18 protein-coding genes are annotated in these 19,793 nt (G+C 62.5%); 4 read left to right on the top strand and 14 right to left on the bottom strand.

Going from position 1 to position 19,793, the window contains the following annotated elements; translation table 11 throughout:
• Positions 1–18: 18 nt before the first annotated feature.
• The 6 genes from kdpC to J3R84_RS00605 all read right to left on the bottom strand — a co-directional run bounded on the left by kdpC (position 19) and on the right by J3R84_RS00605 (position 7,553).
• Positions 19–588 (bottom strand): potassium-transporting ATPase subunit KdpC, encoded by a 570-nt coding sequence (gene kdpC / locus J3R84_RS00625; RefSeq protein ID WP_025425786.1) that lies wholly within the window; start codon positions 586–588, stop codon positions 19–21.
• A gap of 2 nt (positions 589–590) precedes the next feature.
• Positions 591–2,717 (bottom strand): potassium-transporting ATPase subunit KdpB, encoded by a 2,127-nt coding sequence (gene kdpB, locus J3R84_RS00620; protein WP_025425785.1) that lies wholly within the window; start codon positions 2,715–2,717, stop codon positions 591–593.
• Between the two features lie 11 nt (positions 2,718–2,728).
• Positions 2,729–4,438 carry a potassium-transporting ATPase subunit KdpA gene (kdpA, locus tag J3R84_RS00615; protein WP_025425784.1) on the bottom strand — a complete coding sequence of 570 codons (1,710 nt, stop codon included), beginning with the start codon at positions 4,436–4,438 and terminating at the stop codon, positions 2,729–2,731.
• 31 nt (positions 4,439–4,469) lie between these two features.
• Positions 4,470–4,556, bottom strand: coding sequence for a K(+)-transporting ATPase subunit F (gene kdpF / locus J3R84_RS38670; protein WP_063963209.1), 87 nt, complete (start codon positions 4,554–4,556; stop codon positions 4,470–4,472).
• 332 nt (positions 4,557–4,888) lie between these two features.
• Positions 4,889–6,049, bottom strand: a complete 1,161-nt coding sequence (locus tag J3R84_RS00610; protein WP_025425783.1) for an AI-2E family transporter — start codon at positions 6,047–6,049, stop codon at positions 4,889–4,891.
• A gap of 280 nt (positions 6,050–6,329) precedes the next feature.
• Positions 6,330–7,553: an MFS transporter gene (locus tag J3R84_RS00605; protein ID WP_025425782.1), complete on the bottom strand. Its 1,224-nt coding sequence runs from the start codon at positions 7,551–7,553 to the stop codon at positions 6,330–6,332.
• A gap of 344 nt (positions 7,554–7,897) precedes the next feature.
• On the opposite strand from J3R84_RS00605, the gene J3R84_RS00600 reads away from it, so the two are divergent.
• The gene (locus J3R84_RS00600) at positions 7,898–9,598 is read left to right on the top strand and encodes a long-chain fatty acid--CoA ligase (RefSeq protein WP_025425781.1); all 1,701 of its coding nucleotides are present in this window, start codon (positions 7,898–7,900) and stop codon (positions 9,596–9,598) included.
• Between the two features lie 128 nt (positions 9,599–9,726).
• Positions 9,727–11,352, top strand: a complete 1,626-nt coding sequence (gene pgi, locus J3R84_RS00595) for a glucose-6-phosphate isomerase (RefSeq protein WP_057212500.1) — start codon at positions 9,727–9,729, stop codon at positions 11,350–11,352.
• A gap of 39 nt (positions 11,353–11,391) precedes the next feature.
• On the opposite strand, the gene J3R84_RS00590 is transcribed toward pgi, so the two are convergent.
• Complete coding sequence (locus J3R84_RS00590) at positions 11,392–11,985, bottom strand: hypothetical protein (protein WP_128090391.1); 594 nt, start codon at positions 11,983–11,985, stop codon at positions 11,392–11,394.
• A gap of 82 nt (positions 11,986–12,067) precedes the next feature.
• Here J3R84_RS00590 and J3R84_RS00585 point away from each other — a divergent pair, with 82 nt between their 5' ends.
• Positions 12,068–12,622, top strand: coding sequence for a DUF2975 domain-containing protein (locus J3R84_RS00585; protein WP_025425778.1), 555 nt, complete (start codon positions 12,068–12,070; stop codon positions 12,620–12,622).
• Positions 12,623–12,625: 3 nt separating this feature from the next.
• On the top strand, positions 12,626–12,841 hold the full coding sequence (locus J3R84_RS00580) for a helix-turn-helix domain-containing protein (protein ID WP_025425777.1): 216 nt from the start codon (positions 12,626–12,628) through the stop codon (positions 12,839–12,841).
• 18 nt (positions 12,842–12,859) lie between these two features.
• Here J3R84_RS00580 and J3R84_RS00575 read toward each other — a convergent pair whose 3' ends face one another.
• The 7 genes from J3R84_RS00575 to J3R84_RS00545 all read right to left on the bottom strand — a co-directional run bounded on the left by J3R84_RS00575 (position 12,860) and on the right by J3R84_RS00545 (position 19,535).
• Positions 12,860–13,786 carry a carbohydrate kinase family protein gene (locus tag J3R84_RS00575; protein ID WP_025425776.1) on the bottom strand — a complete coding sequence of 309 codons (927 nt, stop codon included), beginning with the start codon at positions 13,784–13,786 and terminating at the stop codon, positions 12,860–12,862.
• Positions 13,787–13,856: 70 nt separating this feature from the next.
• Entirely contained in the window at positions 13,857–14,555 is a 699-nt protein-coding gene (locus J3R84_RS00570) for an orotate phosphoribosyltransferase (protein WP_025425775.1), read from the bottom strand.
• 27 nt (positions 14,556–14,582) lie between these two features.
• A complete protein-coding gene (pyrC, locus tag J3R84_RS00565; protein WP_203527351.1) occupies positions 14,583–15,620 on the bottom strand; it encodes a dihydroorotase in 1,038 nt (345 codons plus the stop codon).
• 204 nt (positions 15,621–15,824) lie between these two features.
• Positions 15,825–16,445: a nucleoside triphosphate hydrolase gene (locus J3R84_RS00560; RefSeq protein ID WP_025425773.1), complete on the bottom strand. Its 621-nt coding sequence runs from the start codon at positions 16,443–16,445 to the stop codon at positions 15,825–15,827.
• Entirely contained in the window at positions 16,442–17,224 is a 783-nt protein-coding gene (locus J3R84_RS00555) for an ATP-binding cassette domain-containing protein (RefSeq protein WP_025425772.1), read from the bottom strand. The genes J3R84_RS00560 and J3R84_RS00555 overlap by 4 nt, the downstream gene beginning before the upstream one ends.
• A complete protein-coding gene (locus J3R84_RS00550) occupies positions 17,224–18,309 on the bottom strand; it encodes an ABC transporter permease (RefSeq protein WP_025425771.1) in 1,086 nt (361 codons plus the stop codon). The genes J3R84_RS00555 and J3R84_RS00550 overlap by 1 nt, the downstream gene beginning before the upstream one ends.
• A 200-nt stretch (positions 18,310–18,509) precedes the next feature.
• On the bottom strand, positions 18,510–19,535 hold the full coding sequence (locus tag J3R84_RS00545; RefSeq protein ID WP_025425770.1) for a sugar ABC transporter substrate-binding protein: 1,026 nt from the start codon (positions 19,533–19,535) through the stop codon (positions 18,510–18,512).
• Positions 19,536–19,793 lie beyond the last annotated feature (258 nt).

Genomic DNA, 19,793 nt, shown 5'->3' with positions numbered 1-19,793 from the left:
GCATCTCAGGCTTCACACTCAGCTTCTCCGGGCATCCAGAGCGAGGTTGAGTTCTAGCACATTGACGCGCGGCTCGCCTATGATCCCGAGCAGACGACCTTCCGTCGCCTGTTCGACCAGGCTCGCCACGTCGGCTTCCGCAAACCCGCGGGCCTTGGCAACACGGGACACCTGCTCGCGGGCGAAAGCCGGCGAAATATGCGGATCGAGGCCGGAGCCGGACGCGGTGCCGCCATCGGCGGCGATCTCGCCTGTTATACCGCTGGCGCGCAGCTTCTCGACGTCGGCGGCAACCCGGTCCTTCAGTTTGACCGAGGTCGGGCCGAGGTTGGATCCGGTCGAGCCGCCGGCGTTGTAGGCTTCGGGCCCGGTCGCGGAGGGGCGCGGCCAGAAATATTTGTCGGCGGTGAAGTTCTGCCCGATCAGATCGGAGCCGACGATCGCGCCATCGATGCGGATCAGGCTGCCATTGGCCTGCGCCGGCATCAATGCCTGGGCAACGCCGGTGATCGCGAAGGGATATGCAAGGCCGGTGATCGCAGTCAGCAACAAGGCCATGACGATTGCGGGACGAAGTTGGTTCAACATGATTACACCAGATTGAGAGCAGAGACGACGACGTCGACGAGCTTGATGCCGGCAAAGGGCAGCAGGAGGCCGCCGAGGCCATAGACCAGCAGGTTGCGGCGCAGGAGTGCTGCGGCGCCGACCGGGCGATACTTGACGCCCTTCAGCGCCAGCGGGATGAGCGCGACGATGATCAAGGCATTGAAGATGACCGCTGACAGGATTGCCGATTGCGGTGACGACAGCCCCATGATGTTGAGCGCGGCCAGCGCCGGATAGGTGGTGATGAACAGCGCCGGGATGATGGCGAAGTATTTTGCCACGTCGTTGGCGACCGAGAAGGTCGTCAGCGAGCCGCGCGTCATCAACAGTTGCTTGCCGATCTCGACGATCTCGATGAGCTTTGTCGGGCTGGAATCGAGATCGACCATGTTGGCCGCCTCGCGCGCCGCCTGCGTGCCGGTCTGCATCGCCACGCCGACATCGGCCTGGGCCAGCGCCGGCGCGTCGTTGGTGCCGTCGCCGCACATGGCAATCAATCGGCCGCCCTGCTGTTCCTTGCGGATATAGCCGAGCTTGTCTTCCGGTGTCGCTTCGGCGAGGAAATCGTCGACGCCGGCTTCCGAGGCGATTGCCGCTGCCGTTACCGGGTTATCGCCGGTCACCATCACGGTGCGTATCCCCATGGCACGCAGTGCCGCGAAGCGCTCCTTGATGCCAGGCTTGACCACGTCCTTGAGGTGGATGACGCCGAGCAGGCGATTGCCGTCCGCAACGGCAAGCGGCGTGCCGCCGGTGCGCGCGACCTGGTCGACGGCACGGCGGAATTCGGCCGGCACGTTCTCGTCGCGAACGCCTGCAAACTTCAGGATCGAATCCACGGCGCCCTTGCGCAGCCGGCGTCCGCCGAAATCGACGCCCGACAGTCTCGTTTCGGCGGCAAAGGGCACGACGGCATCAATTGCCAAGGCACCTGTTTGAACCGAGCCGCCACCGACAGCCAGAGCCACAACCTCGCGGCTCGTCTGCTTGTCGGAAGCTGGCAGCGATACGGCTGGCGTCTGACGACCGAATTCGCCGGTCGCAAGGGCGGCAATCGAGCGGCCCTCGGGGGTCTCATCGGCAAGGCTTGCCAGCAGCGCGGCATCGGCAAGCTCGGCATCCGTCACGCCGGGGACCGGCATGAAGTTGGCGGCCATGCGGTTGCCGAAGGTGATCGTGCCTGTCTTGTCGAGCAGCAGCGTATCGACGTCGCCAGCCGCCTCGACGGCGCGGCCGGATGTGGCGATGACGTTGAACCGCACCAGCCGGTCCATACCGGCGATGCCGATGGCCGACAGCAGGCCGCCGATGGTGGTCGGGATCAGCGTGACGAGCAGGGCTGCAAGAACCGTGACCGACAGAACCGTGCCGGAGTAGCCGGCAAGACCCCAGAGTGTCACGACGGCGACCAGGAAGACCAGCGTCAGGCCCGAGAGCAGGATAGAGAGCGCGATCTCGTTCGGGGTCTTCTGGCGCTGCGCGCCTTCGATGAGCGCGATCATGCGGTCGACGAAGGTGTCGCCGGGCGCCGTGCCGATGCGCATCTTGATCCAGTCGGACAGCACCTGCGTGCCGCCGGTGACGGCGGAGCGGTCGCCGCCGGACTCACGGATGACGGGTGCGGATTCGCCGGTGATGGCGCTTTCGTTGACCGAGGCGACACCCTCGACGACGTCGCCGTCGCCGGGGATCAGTTCCCCGGCTTCGACCAGCACGAGATCGCCGACCTTCAGCGATGTCGCCGGAATGGTCTGCGTTTCCCTGCCTTCGGCCGAGACAAGCTTGCGGGCCGTCAGTTCGGACTTGGTGCGGCGCAGGCTGTCGGCCTGCGCCTTGCCGCGTCCTTCGGCGACCGCTTCGGCGAAGGTGGCAAACAGCACCGTGAACCACAGCCAGGCGGCAATCTGGCCCGAAAACAGCGGCGTGCCGGTTCCAGTCGCAAGATCGCGAATGAAGAAGACCGTGACCATGGCTGCCACCACCTCGGTGACGAAGATCACCGGGTTGCGGACAAGCTGGCGCGGGTCGAGCTTGGTGAATGCGGCCTTGAAGGCCGGTAGCAGGATCGCCGGGTCGAGAAGGCTTGGGGCGACGGGTTTCGAAGACATTGTCTGTTCCTTCAGAAGGTCTGGCCCGAGAGCATGGCGAACTGCTCGACGATGGGACCAAGCGCGAGGGCCGGGAAATATTGCAGCCCGCCGAGGATGAGGATGACGCCGATGAGCAGGCCGACGAAGAGCGGCGTGTGCGTCGGGAAGGTTCCCTGGGAAGCCGGAACGCGGGTCTTGGCGGCGATTGAGCCGGCTATCGCCAGCACCGGTATCGCGTAGGCGAAACGGCCGAGCAGCATCGCGAAGCCGAGCGTCGTGTTGTACCAGGGCGTGTTGGCCGAGAGGCCGCCAAACGCGGAGCCGTTGTTGCCGGTAGCAGAGGTATAGGCGTAGAGGATTTCCGACAGGCCATGCGGACCTGACGTGCCGATGCTGGCGACAGCCGAGGGCATGACGGCAGAAATCGCGGTGAAGCCGAGGATCGAGGCGGGCAGGATGAGGATCGCCAGCATCGCGTATTTCATCTCGCGGCCTTCGATCTTCTTACCGAGCAGTTCGGGCGTGCGCCCGACCATCAGGCCGGCGACGAAGACGGCGAGGATCGCGAAGACGACCATACCGTAAAGGCCGGAGCCGACGCCGCCCGGCAGCACTTCGCCAAGCTGGATCAGCAGCATGGGGACAAGGCCGCCAATGCCGGTGAAGGAGCCGTGCATGCCGTTGACCGCACCGGTCGAAATGCCTGTGGTCACGCCGGCATAAGCCGCCGACATCGCTTGGCCGAAGCGGACTTCCTTGCCTTCCATATTGCCGAGAGACGCCTCGAGGCCGAGGCTGTGCAGGATCGGGTTGCCGTAGCTTTCGGCCCAGTAGATGACGCCGATACCGGCGATCAGCAACGTTGCCATGGCAGCGATGAAGGCCCAGCCCTGGCGGCGGTCACCGACTATCTGGCCGAAGGTGTAGACCAGCGCCGAGGTGATCGACAGCATCGCGAAGATCGACAGGTAGTTGCTGAGCGCGCTCGGGTTTTCGAACGGGTGCGCCGCATTGGCGTTGAAGAAGCCGCCGCCATTGGTGCCGAGCTGCTTGATCGCCTCCTGGCTTGCGACCGGACCAAGCGCGATCGTCTGCTGCACGCCCTCGAGCGTGGTGGCGCTGACGGAAGCGTGGAACGTCTGCGGCATACCCATCGCGACGAAAGCGAGTGCAACGAGAACTGCCAGCGGCAGCAGCACATAGAGGGTCGAGTGGGTCAGATCGACCCAGAAATTGCCGAGTGTCGCGGCGCCGGAGCGGGCAAAGGCGCGGGTGACGGCAAGCGCGATGGCGATGCCCGTTGCAGCCGACACGAAGTTCTGCACCGTCAGGCCGGCCATCTGGCTGAAATGGCTCATGGTGGTCTCGCCGCCATAGGACTGCCAGTTGGTGTTGGTGAGGAAGCTGACCGCCGTGTTGAAGGCGAGGTCTGGCGGGACGTTGGCAAACCCCTGCGGGTTCAGCGGCATCGACCCCTGGAAGCGCAGGATGACGTAGAGAAGCGCGAAGCCGGCCGCGCTGAAGGCGAGCATCGACAGTGTATAGGCGAGCCAGCCCTGCTCCTTCCTAGCATCGACGCCAGCCGCGAGATAGAGCCCACGCTCGACGGGTCCGAGAACCGGAGAGAGGAAGTTGCGCTCGCCAGCGAAAACCCGGGCCATGTAAAGGCCCAATGGCTTGATCGCGAGGAAGACGGCGAGAAAGAGGAGGCCGATCTGCAGCCACCCGATAATAGACATGAGGAATTCTCCGCAAAATACGGCTGAACGATCAGAACCGTTCCGGTCGAACGAGGGTCACGATGAGATAGGCCGCGAGCGCAAAGGCGACGGCGAGGCCAATGAAGGCTTCGAACATCGACGCCTCCTAGAGCCGGCTGAGCGTGCGCGCGTAGAGCGCAAACACGACAAGGCCGCCGAGACCGGCGGCAAGAAAAAGGAAATCGGACATGTGCATTCTCCGGAACTGTTTATGGCCGGATGATGCACCCTCAGCGGGTCAATTATCGATTGCGATGGTTTCGCGCGCGCATAAGGAAAAGATAAGGATACTGCCACCGTCCGAAGGCGGCTGGCGGATTGGTGGCGTCAGAGCGTTTCCAACTTAAACTGAGTAACAGAAACGCTTTAGCTCTTTGTTTTTACGCATTTCCTGGCGAAAAACCGCTTCGCATCTTTGCTGGAAAAACCCTAGCCCTTGATGATCGGGCTTACGGTGGGTGCCGCTTCGGTGGTCACTTCGCGCATCCACTCGCGCCAGATGGCGACGAGCAGTGCCATCAGCACCGGACCGACGAACAGACCGAGAAAGCCCATGGTCTTCACGCCGCCGACGAGGCCGAAGAAGGTCGGCAGGAACGGCAGCTTGATCGGGCCGCCGACAAGGCGCGGACGCAACGTCTTGTCGACGATGAAGAGTTCGGTCGTGCCCCAGGCAAACAGCGCAATGCCCTGGACCGGCGAGCCGCTGGCGACGAGATAGACGGAAACCAGCGTGAAGCAGAGCGGCGCACCGCCGGGGATCAGCGCCATCAGGCCGGTGATGATGCCGAGCGTGACCGGCGAGGGAACGCCGGCCAGCCAATAGGCGACGCCGAGCACGATGCCCTCGCCGATGGCGATGATGCCCATGCCCGTCACCGTCGAGCTGATCGTCAGCGGCACCACGCGCGACAGCCGTTCCCAGCGCATCGGGAAGATGCGTTCGCCGAGATGATCGAGCTGCTTGGAGAAGGAGTGTCCGTCGCGATAGACGAAGAACAGCGTGATCAGCATGAAGAGCAGCGTCAGGAAGGCGTGAAACGCCGACGCGCCGATGACCAGCACGCCGCGATAGATATTGCCGATGTTGGAGCCGCTGACGAGCTGCACCAGTTCGCCGAGCGCTCCGGGATGGCCGACATATTTGACCCACTGCTCGCCGAGCCAGGCACCGGCGACGGGGATCGAGGTCAGCCAGACGGGCACGCCGGCGCCGTTGGCATTGGTTTCAACCGCCCAGACCAGCCAGTCGCGCACTTCGTCGACCGCGTAGACGGCAGCGACCGAGATCGGCACGACGATGAAGGCGACGACGCAGATAATGGCAATGGTCGCCGCCAGTGTGCGGTTGCCGCCGACGGCCGCCAGCAGGCGGCGATAAATCGGCCAGCTGGCAAAACCGATGACGACAGCAGCCAGAACCGGGACGAGGAAGCCGTGGAAGAAATAGACGCCGGCCAGAAGCACGAAGACGAGCATCCAGCGCGCAGCGGTGATCGGACCAACCAGAGCCGAGCGCGACGCCGCCGCATGCCCGAAGAGTCGCGGCTCTACGGGAAGGTTTTCTCGTTCGCGATTGCCCAACTGCACCAACATTCCTCCGTCTCCAGACGACCTTACAACAAACCCGAGGCCTTGCCAGCCTGTACAGTGCCGCGCGTCTCCCACAAAGACGTGCAAAGGTCGCTGTACCAGGATCTGATGCATAATTTTGCGCTTAAATCGATCCGATTTAAGCGCAAAATTATGCAGTGCCGCCCCCATGCCCCCGGTTTACGGTAGTTTCGGGGCCACAGCCGACGCTAGCGGCGGGACATGACAGAAAAATTTAGCGGCGCGCAAGCTCTCAGGCTTCATTTGATGGCAGAAGTCATTCTGCCGCACGTATCGCCGCCCGCTTGGTCGTCTCGGCGCGATCGACGAAAACCGATGCGAGGAAGATACCGAAACCGGCAACCCCCATGACGGCACCGACCAGACCAGTCGAAGTCCAACCATAGCCAGCGGCAATGGACCAGCCGCCAAGCCAGGCGCCGAGCGCATTGGCGAGGTTGAAGGCGGAATGGCTGAGTGCTGCGGCAAGTGTCTGCGCCTCGCCCGACACGTCCATAAGTCGGGTCTGCACACCCGGTACGACGGCAAAGCCGCCGCCGATGAACAAGACGTTGACGATGGCGATCCACGGATTGCCCATGGTGAAATAGAACAGCACATAAGCGAAGATATTGAAGGCAAGCGCGATGCCGATCGCCGGCAGCAGCGCCCAATCGGCGAGCCTGGAGCCGACGATGTTGCCGAGGATCATCCCGGCGCCAAACACCGACAGCATGATCGGCACGTTCGCCACGGAAACGCCTGCGACGTCCGTCAATGCCGGAGCGATGTAGCTGAAGACGGCGAACATGCCGCCGCAGCCGATGGCGCAGATGCCGAGCATCAGCCACACCTGCAGCTTGCCCAGGGCGCCAAGCTCGCGCAGCGGCGTCGCCTGCGGATTGCCCTTGTCGCGCGGCACGTAGGACCAGGTGAGCGCAATGGTCAGAAGGCTGATGCCGCCGACAATGGCGAAGGCCGACCGCCATCCGAGCGCCTGACCGAACCAGGCAACGAGCGGCGTTCCGAACAGGGTCGCGATCGTCAGGCCCATCATCACGCGCCCGACGGCACGCGCCCGCTGGTTGGGTGCAGCCAGCCCTGCAGCCACGAGCGCCGCCACACCGAAATAGGCACCGTGCGGAAGACCGGCAAAGAAGCGCGCGGCAACCAGCGTGTAGAAATCCGGTGCGATGGCGCTTGCGAAATTGCCGATCGCAAACAGCAGCATCAGCACCAAGAGCACCCGAAAGCGGGAAAACCGCGCCGCAAGCACCGCGATCAACGGTGCGCCGACGACGACGCCGAGTGCATAGGCGCTGATGACGGCGCCGGCGCGCGGCACCGAAACGCCGACGTCATCGGCCACTTGCGGCAGCAGGCCCATGATGGCGAATTCGCCCGTACCGATGCCGAACCCGCCAACGGCGAGCGCAACCTCGGCAACAGAGATGCGGCTTCGGCGCGAATCGACGGCAGAAGAATAGGCTTCGTCACACATGAGCAATGACCTGTGTCGTTCGGCCTCGAACAGCGGAACAAATCTGTGGGGTGCTGGCGGCGTGGTATCGGACGGTTTCCGACGGGGATATGCTGCAATGCAATACAGGCTTTAAACCCGGCTGGCAAAGGCTTTGCGGCACTCATCATACTTTTTCACACGCTGGTGAAGCAGACCGGCTAACTGTTCGCTGAGTTGACGTTTACGTCAAAGTTATATAATCCCGAATCTCGGCTTGAAGAGGTGTCGTAAAAGCATCATCTTCATCGGCAAGAGAAGACCGGGAGGGTTACTTCTTTGGCCGCAAGCAAGGCTAGCCTGTGGCGACCAGAGGGAGAGAGGTCATGGCGGAACTCAACACGCAACCAACAGGCATCAGCCCGGAGAAGATCTGGCTGAAGTCCTATCCGCCGGGCATTGCCGCCGAAATCGGCCCTCTGCCCTACAAATCGATCGGCGACTTCTTCGACCATGCCGTCGCGCGCTACTCGCGCCGCTTCGCCTTTACCTGCATGGGCAAATCGCTGACCTTCTCCGAGCTCAATGCCGAATCCGCCAAGATCGGCGCCTGGCTGCAGGCGCGCGGGCTGTCGAAGGGCGACCGCGTCGCGGTGATGATGCCGAACATCCTGCAGAACCCTGTTATCGTTTTCGGCATTCTGAGGGCAGGATTCACGGTCGTGAACGTCAACCCGCTCTACACGCCGCGCGAACTGGAACATCAGCTCGTCGATTCCGGCGCCAAGGCGATCTTCGTGCTTGAGAACTTCGCTCATACGGTCCAGCAGGTTGCGGCCAAGACCAGCATCAAGCATGTGGTGGTCGCCACGATGGGCGACATGCTCGGCTTCAAGGGCACGATCGTCAATCTGATCGTGCGCCGGGTGAAGAAGCTCGTGCCCGCCTGGTCGATCCCCGGCCATCATTCCTTCAAGTCCGTGCTCGCCGAAGGTGGCCGCCTGAAGCTGACCAAACCCAATGTGGCGCCGAGCGATGTCGCTTTCCTGCAATATACCGGCGGCACCACGGGTATTTCCAAAGGGGCGACGCTCACCCATTCCAACCTTTTGTCGAACATGGCGCAGATGGAAATCTGGTTCGACACGGCGTTCCGCTCGCGTCCGCGGCCGGACAGTCTCGTCTTCATGTGCGCTCTGCCGCTCTACCATATCTTCGCGCTGACGGTGAACTCGCTGATGGGCCTTGCCACCGGCGGCAACAACATCCTGATCCCCAACCCACGCGACATTCCCGGCTTCGTCAAGGAGCTCGGCAAGTACAAGACCAACATCTTCCCGGGTCTCAACACGCTGTTCAATGCGCTGATGAACAACCCCGAATTCCAGAAGCTCGACTTCTCGTCGCTGATGCTCACCTTCGGCGGCGGCATGGCCATCCAAAGACCGGTGGCAGAGCGCTGGCAGAAGATGACGGGGTGCCCGATCGCCGAAGGCTACGGGCTTTCCGAGACGTCGCCGGTCGCCACCGCCAACCTTCTCGACTCGACCGAGTTCACCGGCACGATCGGCTTTCCGATCCCTTCGACCGAGGTTGAGATCCGCGACGACCAGGGCAACACCCTGGCGATCGGCGACGTCGGCGAAATCTGCATTCGCGGGCCGCAGGTCATGGCCGGTTACTGGCAGCGTCCGGACGAAACCGCCAAGGCGATTTCGCCCGACGGTTTCTTCCGCTCCGGCGATATCGGCTTCATAAACCCCGCCGGCCTCGTCAAGATCGTCGATCGCAAGAAGGACATGATCCTGGTTTCGGGCTTCAACGTCTTCCCTAACGAGATCGAGGAAGTGGCGATGACCCATCCCGGCATTCTCGAATGCGCGGCGATCGGCGTTCCGGACGAACATTCGGGCGAAGCCGTCAAGCTGTTCGTCGTGCGCAAGGATCCTGACCTGACCGAAGAGGACGTCAAGCGGCATTGCGCGGCCAATCTCACCAACTACAAGCGGCCGCGCTTCGTCGAGTTCCGCACCGAGTTGCCGAAAACCAATGTCGGCAAGATCCTGCGCAAGGACCTCCGGGGCTAGGGCCAGCCTCGACTTAAAACGATTTAAAAAATCCTGAAAACCGCCATCCCGGCGGTTTTGCGGGCTTGATTTGGACAATGCAAAGCGAATAGCTACGCAGGCGAATGTCCGACACAAGGAGCCCCGCGATGAAAGCGCTTGTCGATCAACTCAAAGCAACCGCCGCGCAGACCAATGCGACCGATATCCGCGCCGCCTTCGCGAGCGATGCCCAGCGCTTCTCGCGCTTCAGCACCTCGCTCGACGATCTGCTGCTCGATTATTCGAAATGCGCAGTGAACGAACAGGTGCTCGACGGTCTTGAGGCGCTGGCGAAAGCGGCCAAGGTCGAAGAGAAGCGCGACGCGATGTTCCGCGGCGACATCATCAACATTACCGAAGAACGGGCCGTGCTGCACACGGCGCTGCGCAACCGCGGCAATCGTCCTGTCATGGTCGACGGCAAGGACGTGATGCCCGACGTCAACGGCGTGCTTGAAACCATGGGCGCCTTTGCCGATGGCATCCGCTCGGGCGCGCTCAAAGGTGCGACCGGCAAGAAGATCACCGATGTGGTCAATATCGGCATCGGCGGCTCGGATCTCGGCCCAGTGATGGCGACGCTGGCGCTCGCGCCGTTCCATGACGGCCCGCGCCTGCATTTCGTCTCCAACATCGATGGCGCGCATATCGCCGATACGCTGAAGCCCGTCGATCCGGAAACGACGCTCTTCATCGTCGCCTCCAAGACCTTCACGACCATCGAGACGATGACCAATGCGGCGACTGCCCGCGCCTTCATCGCCGGCAAGCTCGGCGAAGCCGCAGTCGGCCACCACTTTGCCGCCGTCTCGACGGCACTCGACAAGGTCGCAGCTTTCGGCATCGACCAGGCGCGCGTGTTCGGCTTCTGGGATTGGGTCGGTGGGCGCTATTCGATCTGGTCGGCCATTGGCCTGCCGCTGATGATCGCCATCGGCAAGGAGAATTTCGGCCGCTTCCTCGATGGCGGCCATGCCATCGACGAGCACTTCCGCACTGCGCCGATCCGCCAGAACCTGCCGATGCTGCTGGGCCTCCTCGGCTTCTATCACCGCAATGTTCTCGGCTATCCCTCGCGGGCGATCCTCCCCTATGACCAGCGCCTGTCGCGCTTTCCGGCTTACCTGCAGCAGCTCGACATGGAATCGAACGGCAAGGCGGTCACGCTCGACAGCAAACCGGTCGAATATTCGACGGGTCCGGTCGTCTGGGGCGAGCCGGGCACCAATGGCCAGCACGCCTTCTACCAGCTGATCCACCAGGGCACGGACGTCATCCCGGCCGAGTTCATGATCGCCGCCAACGGCCACGAGAAGAACCTGCGCCACCAGCACGAACTGCTGATTGCCAATTGCCTCGCCCAGTCTGAAGCCCTGATGAAGGGGCGCACGCTTGCCGAGGCGAAGGCACAGCTGACCTCCAAGGGCATGGCGGATGCCAAGGCAGACAAGATCGCGCCGCACCGCGTCTTTGCCGGCAACCGCCCGTCGCTGACGCTGGTCTACGACCAGCTCGATCCTTTCGCCTTCGGCCGGCTGATCGCGCTCTACGAGCACCGCGTCTTCGTCGAAGGCGCGCTCTTCAACATCAATTCGTTCGATCAGTGGGGCGTCGAGCTCGGCAAGGAGCTGGCAACGGGCCTGCTGCCCGTGGTCGAAGGCAAGGAAAGTGCTGCCGGTCACGATTCGTCGACGGCGGGCCTTGTGGCCGTGCTGCTCAAGGCTTCTCGCTAAGAATGCGAGGCCAGGGCGCGCCCGGCGTGCCCTGGCCGTTCAGGCCGCGCAGGCCGGCAGCGCCTTGACGCCGGACTGGCGGAGCATATCCATCAGATCCAGTCCCGAAAGGAGCTGGAAGTAGTTTTCGTCGGAACGCGTACGGATCCAGGCATCGACCGTGACTTTCTGGTCAGCAGGAAACGCACCGCTCCAGCAGCCACCGGAAAAACCGACCGTAAGGCTTCCGCGACCCTTGGCCTCCGTGCCTTTGGTCGCCGCGATCTTCTCCTGCATATCGCGCAGGCGCTCCGCATCGGCGGGCGTCAGCGTCAGGACATAGAGCGTCTGCCCCTCCCGCATCCCCTCGGTCAGCCCCGGCGCCCCGACATTTCCGGATTGGATCTGAAGGGCAAAACGGTGGGTGTCGAGGGGCGCACCATCCGCCTTCCACGAAATGCCGAGTGTTGCGTCGCCGCGCCTGAGCGACAGCGCTTCGGGCACCAAAAGGGCAACACGCAGTTCTGCCGGATCGGACGTGAGCGGATCGACGCCAGACAGTTTTTCAAACGAGCCGACATTGAGCGCTGCACAGGCGGCCAGCACGTTGAGGGACAGGAAAAGGCATGGGTTCATCAAAATACGGAAAGTCATGAAACGCACCAAAATCATAATTGACGCGAAATAATTATCGTTTTACAATAAAAAAACAAGTGAGCCGATAAGGAACTTTTTAATGAACGGATCTCCCGAGCGGCTGCGCAAGCTGAGCCGCATCATGAAACTGATGGTCGTATTGTGCGGCGCAGTGTTCTGCTCGGCCGTCGTCTACGGGCACTGGCAGATTTTCTTCGACCGGGCCGGCTTCGAGCAGGGTATTCGCGACGTGGTCTTCCCGAAGGTCTCCGCCATCACGCTCTCCTATCGCGCGATAATAACCGTCATGTTTCTCACTGCGATGAACAATGCGCTTGTTATTGCCGGCCTCGCCTTTGCCTGGCAACTTTTCGACGGTTTCGAACGCGGTGAGATCCTTTCCAGCCGCAATGGTGTCCTGCTGAAGCGGATCGGCATCATCGCCATCGTCGGTTCCTTGTGCATGACTGTCAGCAACGCAATCGGCATCATGGCTGTCACCTACGACAATCCCAGTACGACCGGGCACTCCGTCTTCATCGACATCAATGGGGGAACGATTATCGTTATGCTGATGGCCGGGCTGCTTCTGGTGCTCGGCCATGTCATGGTCATCGCATCGGGGATCGAAGCCGAGAACAGGAGCTTCGTTTAACGGATGCCGATTGTCGTAAACCTCGACGTCATGCTGGCGAAACGCAAGGTGCGCTCGCGCGATCTTGCGGAACAGGTCGGCATTACCGAGCAGAACATATCGCTGTTAAAATCGGGCAAGGTCAAAGGCGTGCGCTTCGACACGTTGGAGAAGATCTGCGCCGTTCTCGATTGCCAGCCGGGTGACATTCTCGAATATCGCCCGGAGGAAAAGGATTGAGTTTCGTGCGGGCTCTTCTCAGAGCCCGATTTCATGCTTCCAGGGCGGGTTGGCGCCGGCACGCGAAACGGTGACGGCGGCGGCCCTGGCGCCGAGGGCCAGGGCGTCGCGAACAGCGCTTTCCGAGAGGTTTGCGACGGCGTCCTTGGTCAGGAGACCGCTCAGCTTCAGCGATGCGAGCACGCCGGCATCGAAGGTATCGCCGGCACCGACCGTGTCGACGACCGTGACGCGCTCACCGGCAACGTCGACCTTGTGACGCCCGGTGTAGCCGACGGCCCCATCGGCGCCCTTGGTGATCAGAACCAGCTTCGGACCGCGCTTCAGCCATTCGGCCGCCAGATCGTCGTGGCTGCCGGTCATGCCGAACCAGTCGAGATCTTCATCCGAGAACTTGATGATGTCAGACATCGCCGCCATGCGGTTCATCCGGGCGAGATGGGCTTCCCGATCCTTGATGAAGCCGGGCCGGATGTTCGGGTCGAAGGAGATGATCCGCTTTTCGTGTTCGCGGGTCATCAGCGCCTCATATGTCGAGCCGCAGGGCTCGGGGATGAGGCTGATCGCGCCGAAATGCAGCGCCTCGCAGAAGTCGCCGAGCGCCGGCAGATGATCTTTCGTAATCATCCGCCCCGCCGTGTTCTCGTCGAAGAAGGCGTAGGTGGCATGGCCGTTGACGAGCTTGACGAAGGCAAGCGTTGTATGCAGCGACAGGGTCGCGCAGGGAGCGAAGTCGACATTCGCCGCCTTCAGCGTTTCGCGGAGGACATCGCCGAACATGTCATCGGAAAGGCCGGTGAAGAAGCCGGTGGGAATGCCGAGCCGACCGAGCGCGATCGCCGTATTGAAGATCGCCCCGCCGGCATAGGGCGCAAATGCACTTTCGCCCGCGGTCGTGTCCCGCGGCAGCATGTCGATCAGCGCTTCACCACAACATACGATCATCGGCATTTCTCCCCTGAAGACATTTCAACTGATTTCAATGACTTTCGACGAAATCCCAGGGTGTCGCCGACTATTGGGCGGCAAGCGCGCTGACGCCGCCATTGCGGCCAGACCAGGCCAGCGGGTCGTTGAGGAAGGCCTCGACTTCGCCAAGCGTCTCGTCGTCGAACAGCGCCTGCTCGCGGGCAACGGCAAGCACGTTGCGCCATGTGGCGATCCAGTGCAGGTCGACACCCTTGCCCTTCATCTCGCCGACGGCCTCCGGGAAGATATCGTAATAGAAGAGCGCGATGCCGTGGTCGACGATGCCGCCGGCTGCGCGGATCGCATCGATGAACTTGAACATCGAGCCGCCGGCGGTCGTCAGGTCCTCGATAACAAGAACACGGGCGCCCTCCGGCATGTGGCCCTCGATCTGGGCGTTGCGGCCATGACCCTTCGGCGCCTTGCGCACGTAGATCATCGGCAGGCCCAGGCGCTCGGCCAGCATCGCCGCGAAGGGAATACCCGCCGTCTCGCCACCGGCGACGACGTCGAACTGCTCGAAGCCCGCCTCGCGCAGGATTGATGCCGCGGCAAAATCCATAACGGCCGAACGGATGCGCGGATAGGAGATCAGCTTGCGGCAGTCGATATAAACCGGGCTCGCCATTCCGGACGAGAGCTTATAGGGCTTGTCGGCGCTGAAATGCACCGCCTTGATCTCCCAGAGCATCTTGGCGACCAGCTCGGCCATCACGGCCTTGTCGGTGAACGCATTGGAAAACATCAAACTCTCCTTCAAAATTCCAAACGATCAGGCGACGGCCCAGTGCAGCGGGAACATCGGATCGAAAACGGTGACCGGACCGGCACCGGTCTCGATCTTCTTGGGATAGGTCACGGCTTCTGCCTGCTTCCTGAGCGTGATCGTCTCCTCGTTGACCGGCAGGCCATACCAGGTGGGACCGTTCAGCGAGGCGAAGGCTTCGAGCTTGTCGAGCGCGCCCTCCTCTTCGAACACATGCGCCAGGCAACTCATGGTGTTGATCGAGGTGTAGATGCCGGCGCAGCCGCAGGCGCATTCCTTCAGCGGATCGACATGCGGTGCTGAGTCGGTGCCGAGGAAGAAGCGCTTGTCGCCCGAGACGGCGGCAGCGCGCAGCGCCAGACGGTGGTTTTCGCGCTTGGCAACCGGCAGGCAGTAGTAGTGCGGCTTGATGCCGCCGACGAGAATGGCGTTGCGGTTGATGATCAGGTGATGGGTGGTGATCGAGCCGGCGAGATTGGCCTTCGACGCCTTGATGTAGTCGATGCCGTCCTTGGTGGTGACGTGCTCCATCGTGACCTTCAGTTCCGGCAGGCGCTGGCGCAAGGGATCAAGCACGGTGTCGATGAACACGGCCTCGCGGTCGAAGATGTCGACGTCCGATGTCGTGACCTCGCCATGCAAGCAGAGCGGCAGGCCGATCTTCGCCATGCGCTCGAGCACCGGCATCGCCTCATCGATGTTGCGCACGCCGCTGTGCGAATTCGTCGTCGCGCCAGCCGGATAGAGCTTGACTGCCTTGACGAGGCCGCTCCTGTGGCCGGCCTCGACGTCGTCGGGGTTCGTGCCCTCGGTGAGATAAAGCGTCATCAGCGGCTCGAACCGGTCGCCTGCCGGGATGGCCGCGAGGATGCGCTCGCGATAGGCAGCAGCGTCGGCCGCGGTGACGACCGGCGGCACGAGGTTGGGCATGATGATCGCGCGGGCGAAATGGCGGCTGGTGTCGGCGATGACGCCCTTCAGCATGTCGCCGTCGCGCAGGTGAAGGTGCCAATCATCCGGCCGGCGGATAACGAGGTCTTGCATGGTCAGCGTTCTCCTAAGTCAGGGCGGGATGCAGGCGGAAAACCGCGTACACTTTTCCTGATCCCCCTCCCGGTGCTCGCGCCCGATCCGCGCGCGCAGCTTTGCAGCCGGCAGGTGCGGGTGTTGGGCGGTTACTCATGTGGTGAAACCGCGTCTCGATATCACCAATGCGCCCGCAAACACAATCCGCAATCCGACCATCGCTCAGAAATCCGCAAGCACGACATCTGCGCGTCGCTGATGCTCGACCACACGATGCGCGTTGGGGATGTCGTTGCCATGGGCTTTTCGCTTCGCCGCCTCCTCGTCGTAGCCGTGGTCGAACCAGCGCTTCAAAAGCCGCCGCTCCAGTTCCTCGATGCCGGGATTGATGAAGATGGAGAAATCGAAGGCACCGGCAAGCTTGTTCCAGGGCGCCTCGTCGAGCAGCAGATAGTTGCCCTCGGCGAGAATAATGCGGGTATCGGCCGCTACAACACGCGCCGAGGCGATCGCCAGTTCGCGCGAGCGATCGAAGACCGGCACCAGCACCTCGCCGTCATTGGCCCTGACCGCAGCGATCGTCGCCAGGAACGACCTGACATCAAAGGTTTCCGGCGCACCTTTGCGGGCAAGCAGGCCCTTCTCTTCGAGCACGGCATTGTCCATGTGAAAGCCGTCCATCGGCAGCACCGCCGCCATTTCTCCTGCAGCTACCAGCGCTTCGGCAAGCGCGTCGGACAGGGTGGATTTTCCGGCACCCGGCGGGCCGGCAATCGCCACGACGAAACGGGCGGCTCCAGCCGCCCGTTCGAGGATCTGATCAACCACCGGCCCGACATTCATGCGGCGAGCGCCTCGCGCGGCGGCTCCTTCGCGCCGGTCATGAAGGCGACGGCATCAGACATCGTGTGTTCCTTCGGATTGATGACGCAGAGGCGTTTGCCAAGCCTGTGGATGTGGATGCGATCGGCCACCTCGAACACATGCGGCATGTTGTGCGAGATGAGCACGATCGGCAGGCCGCGCGAACGCACGTCGAGGATCAACTCCAGCACCCGCCGGCTTTCCTTGACGCCGAGGGCTGCCGTCGGCTCGTCCATGATCACCACCTTGGAACCGAAGGCTGCGGCTCGCGCCACCGCCACGCCCTGGCGCTGGCCGCCCGAAAGCGTTTCCACCGCCTGGTTGATGTTCTGGATGGTCATCAGGCCGAGCTCGGACAGCTTTGCCCGCGCCCGCTTCTCCATCTCCGCACGGTCGAGCGTGCGGAAAAGCTTGCCCATGATGCCGGGTTTACGGATTTCGCGGCCGAGAAACATGTTGTCGGCGATCGAGAGCGCCGGTGACAGCGCCAGGTTCTGATAGACGGTCTCGATGCCGGCCGTGCGCGCCTCCATCGGCGAGCGGAAGTTGATCTGCTGGCCCTCGAGCCGGATTTCCCCCTCATCCGGCGTGATGGCGCCGGAGATCGCCTTGATCATCGAGGACTTTCCGGCGCCGTTGTCGCCGATGACGGCCAGGATCTCGCCCGGGTAGAGGTCGAAATCGGCATAGTCGAGAGCCGTAACTCGGCCATAACGCTTGACCAGGCCGCGCGCGGTGAGAATGGGTTCCTGAGCCATCAGCCTGCTACCTTTCTGATCCATTGGTCGATTGCGACGGCGGTGATGATCAGCACGCCGGTGAGGAAGACTTTCCATTGCGGATCGGCGCCCAACATGTTGAGCCCCATGGAGACCACGCCGACGATCATCGCGCCGATCAGCGTTCCAAGGATCGATCCACGCCCGCCGAAGAGTGAGATGCCGCCGATTACGGCCGCGGTGATGGCCTGAAGATTGTAGTCGGTGACCGCTGCCGAAGGCGAGATCGAGCCGTTGCGGCCGATCGAGACCCAGGCGGCGAGTGCCGCAATCAGGCCGGCGAGCGTATAGGCGCTGAGCAGCACGCGGCTGGTGCGGATACCGGAAAGCTTCGCTGCCTCAGGATCGTCGCCGACGGCATAAAGGTGGCGTCCCCAGGCCGTATGGTTGAGCGCGTACCAGAGGCCAAGGACCAGCACGACCATCATCACCACACCGAGCGTGAAGACGGCGGATCCCACCTTGAAGCTGACGCCAAAGAGGTGAAGCATCTTGGTGACGGCCGCTACATCGGCCTCGCGGATCGTCGCATTTGCCGAGTAGATGAAGTTCGTCGACATGATGACGTACCAGGTGCCGAGCGTGACGATGAACGGCGGAAGCTTGACCCTGGAGACGAGGAAGCCGTTGAGGAAGCCGCAGGCACCGCCGACGACGAAGCCGATGAAGATCGCGATCGGCGCCGGAAGGCCGTAAGTCACGGCGCAATTGCCCATGATGACAGCCGAAAGCACCATGATCACACCGATCGAAAGGTCGATGCCGGCCGTCAGGATGACCAGGGTCTGCGCGGCCCCCAGGATGCCGACGATGGCGATCTGCTGCAGGATCAGCGTCAGCGTATAGGACGAGAAGAACTTTCCACCGATCGTCAGACCGAAGATCAGGATCGCTGCAACGAGCACGATGAACGGCACAGCCGCCGGCGTCGAATGCAGGAAATGCTGGATCTTCTGGATCAGCGTCTTGTCATGTGTGTCGAACGACGCGACCTGCGTCGAACTGTTGACCAGGACCTTTTCGAATTCCTGGGATGGCTGTGCGGCTGCGTTGGGCTCGCCCATGGACCTTCCTCCGGTGAACCCCACTCCCAAGGGGTTGCGATGCAATCTGGTGCACAGCCCGCCCACCATGTGGCGGGCATCAGCACTCATTCAAGAAGCTGCGCGGTTTTCGTCGCCTTGTCAAAGACATCGACGCTTACGCGAAGGGCGGCCCGGGCCGCCCTTCCGTTGCTGCTCATGCGTTCGAAGAACGGGAGCGATCAGCCCCAGCACTTCTCCGTGCCGACCTTGACGTCGATCGATTCGACGCCGGCAGCCGGCTTGTCGGTGACGAGCGAAACGCCGGTGTCGAAGAAGTCCTTGCCTTCGGTCGGCTTCGGCTTTTCGCCGCTGTCGGCGAACTTCTTGATCGCCTCGATGCCGAGCGCCGCCATCATCAGCGGATACTGCTGCGAGGTCGCGCCGATGACGCCTTCGGCCACCGACTTGACGCCGGGGCAACCGCCGTCAACCGATACGATCAGCACGTCCTTTTCCTTGCCAACGGCTTTCAGCGCCTGGTAGGCGCCGACGGCGGCCGGCTCATTGATGGTGTGGATCACGTTGATATCAGGATCCTTCTGCAGAAGGTTTTCCATCGCCTTGCGGCCACCTTCTTCGTTGCCGTTGGTGACGTCGTGGCCGACGATGCGGGCATCATCCTCGTCGCCGATCTTGTTAGGATCTTTCGGGTCGATGCCGAAGCCGATCATGAAGCCCTGGTCGCGCAGGACGTCAACGGTCGGCTGCGACGGTATCAGATCGAGGAAGCCGACCTTGGCGGTCTTGGCGCCCTCGCCCATCGTGGCGGCGGCCCATTGGCCGATCAGCTTGCCGGCGAGCAGGTTGTCTGTAGCGAACGTCGCGTCGGCGGCGGTGGCCGGATCAAGCGGCGTATCGAGCGCGATCACCAGAAGACCGGCCTCCTGCGCCTTCTTCACCTGGTCGACGATTGCCTTCGTGTCGGAAGCGGCGATCAGGATGCCCTTGGCGCCATCGGCGATGCAGGATTCGATCGCAGCCACCTGGCTGTCATGGTCGCCGTCGATCTTGCCGGCATAGGACTTCAGCGTGACGCCGAGTTCCTGGGCCTTGGCGGTAGCGCCTTCCTTCATCTTGACGAAGAAGGGGTTGGTATCGGTCTTTGTAATCAGGCAGGCGCCGATATCGGCGGCCTGTGCCGGAGCGGCAAAAACGACGCCGAGCGACAGCACGCCGAACGCGGCGGAGAGAACAGTCTTCTTCATGTAATCCTCCCAAGGATGAAAAACGTGCCGGTGGACCGGCCCAGGCCTCGCCGCCACAGCATTCTCCTCTGCTGCAGCAGGCGCTTCCGGATCAAAAACAAACATTAAATTTCGGGGGTGTCAATAAATAAATCAAATTGAATTATTATTTCGATGTGGCATTCTCTGGATAACAGCGATCCGAGGCCATCCGGGCCGTCGCGCAAATTGACAGGTCCGCCCAGAGCGGAAACAACAGACCCGCGCCAAGCGGGCACC

This window comes from Ensifer canadensis, assembly GCF_017488845.2.
Lineage (GTDB): Bacteria > Pseudomonadota > Alphaproteobacteria > Rhizobiales > Rhizobiaceae > Ensifer > Ensifer canadensis.
Note: the sequence above shows the minus strand (reverse complement) of the source record. Positions and strands in the feature narration are given on the sequence as shown.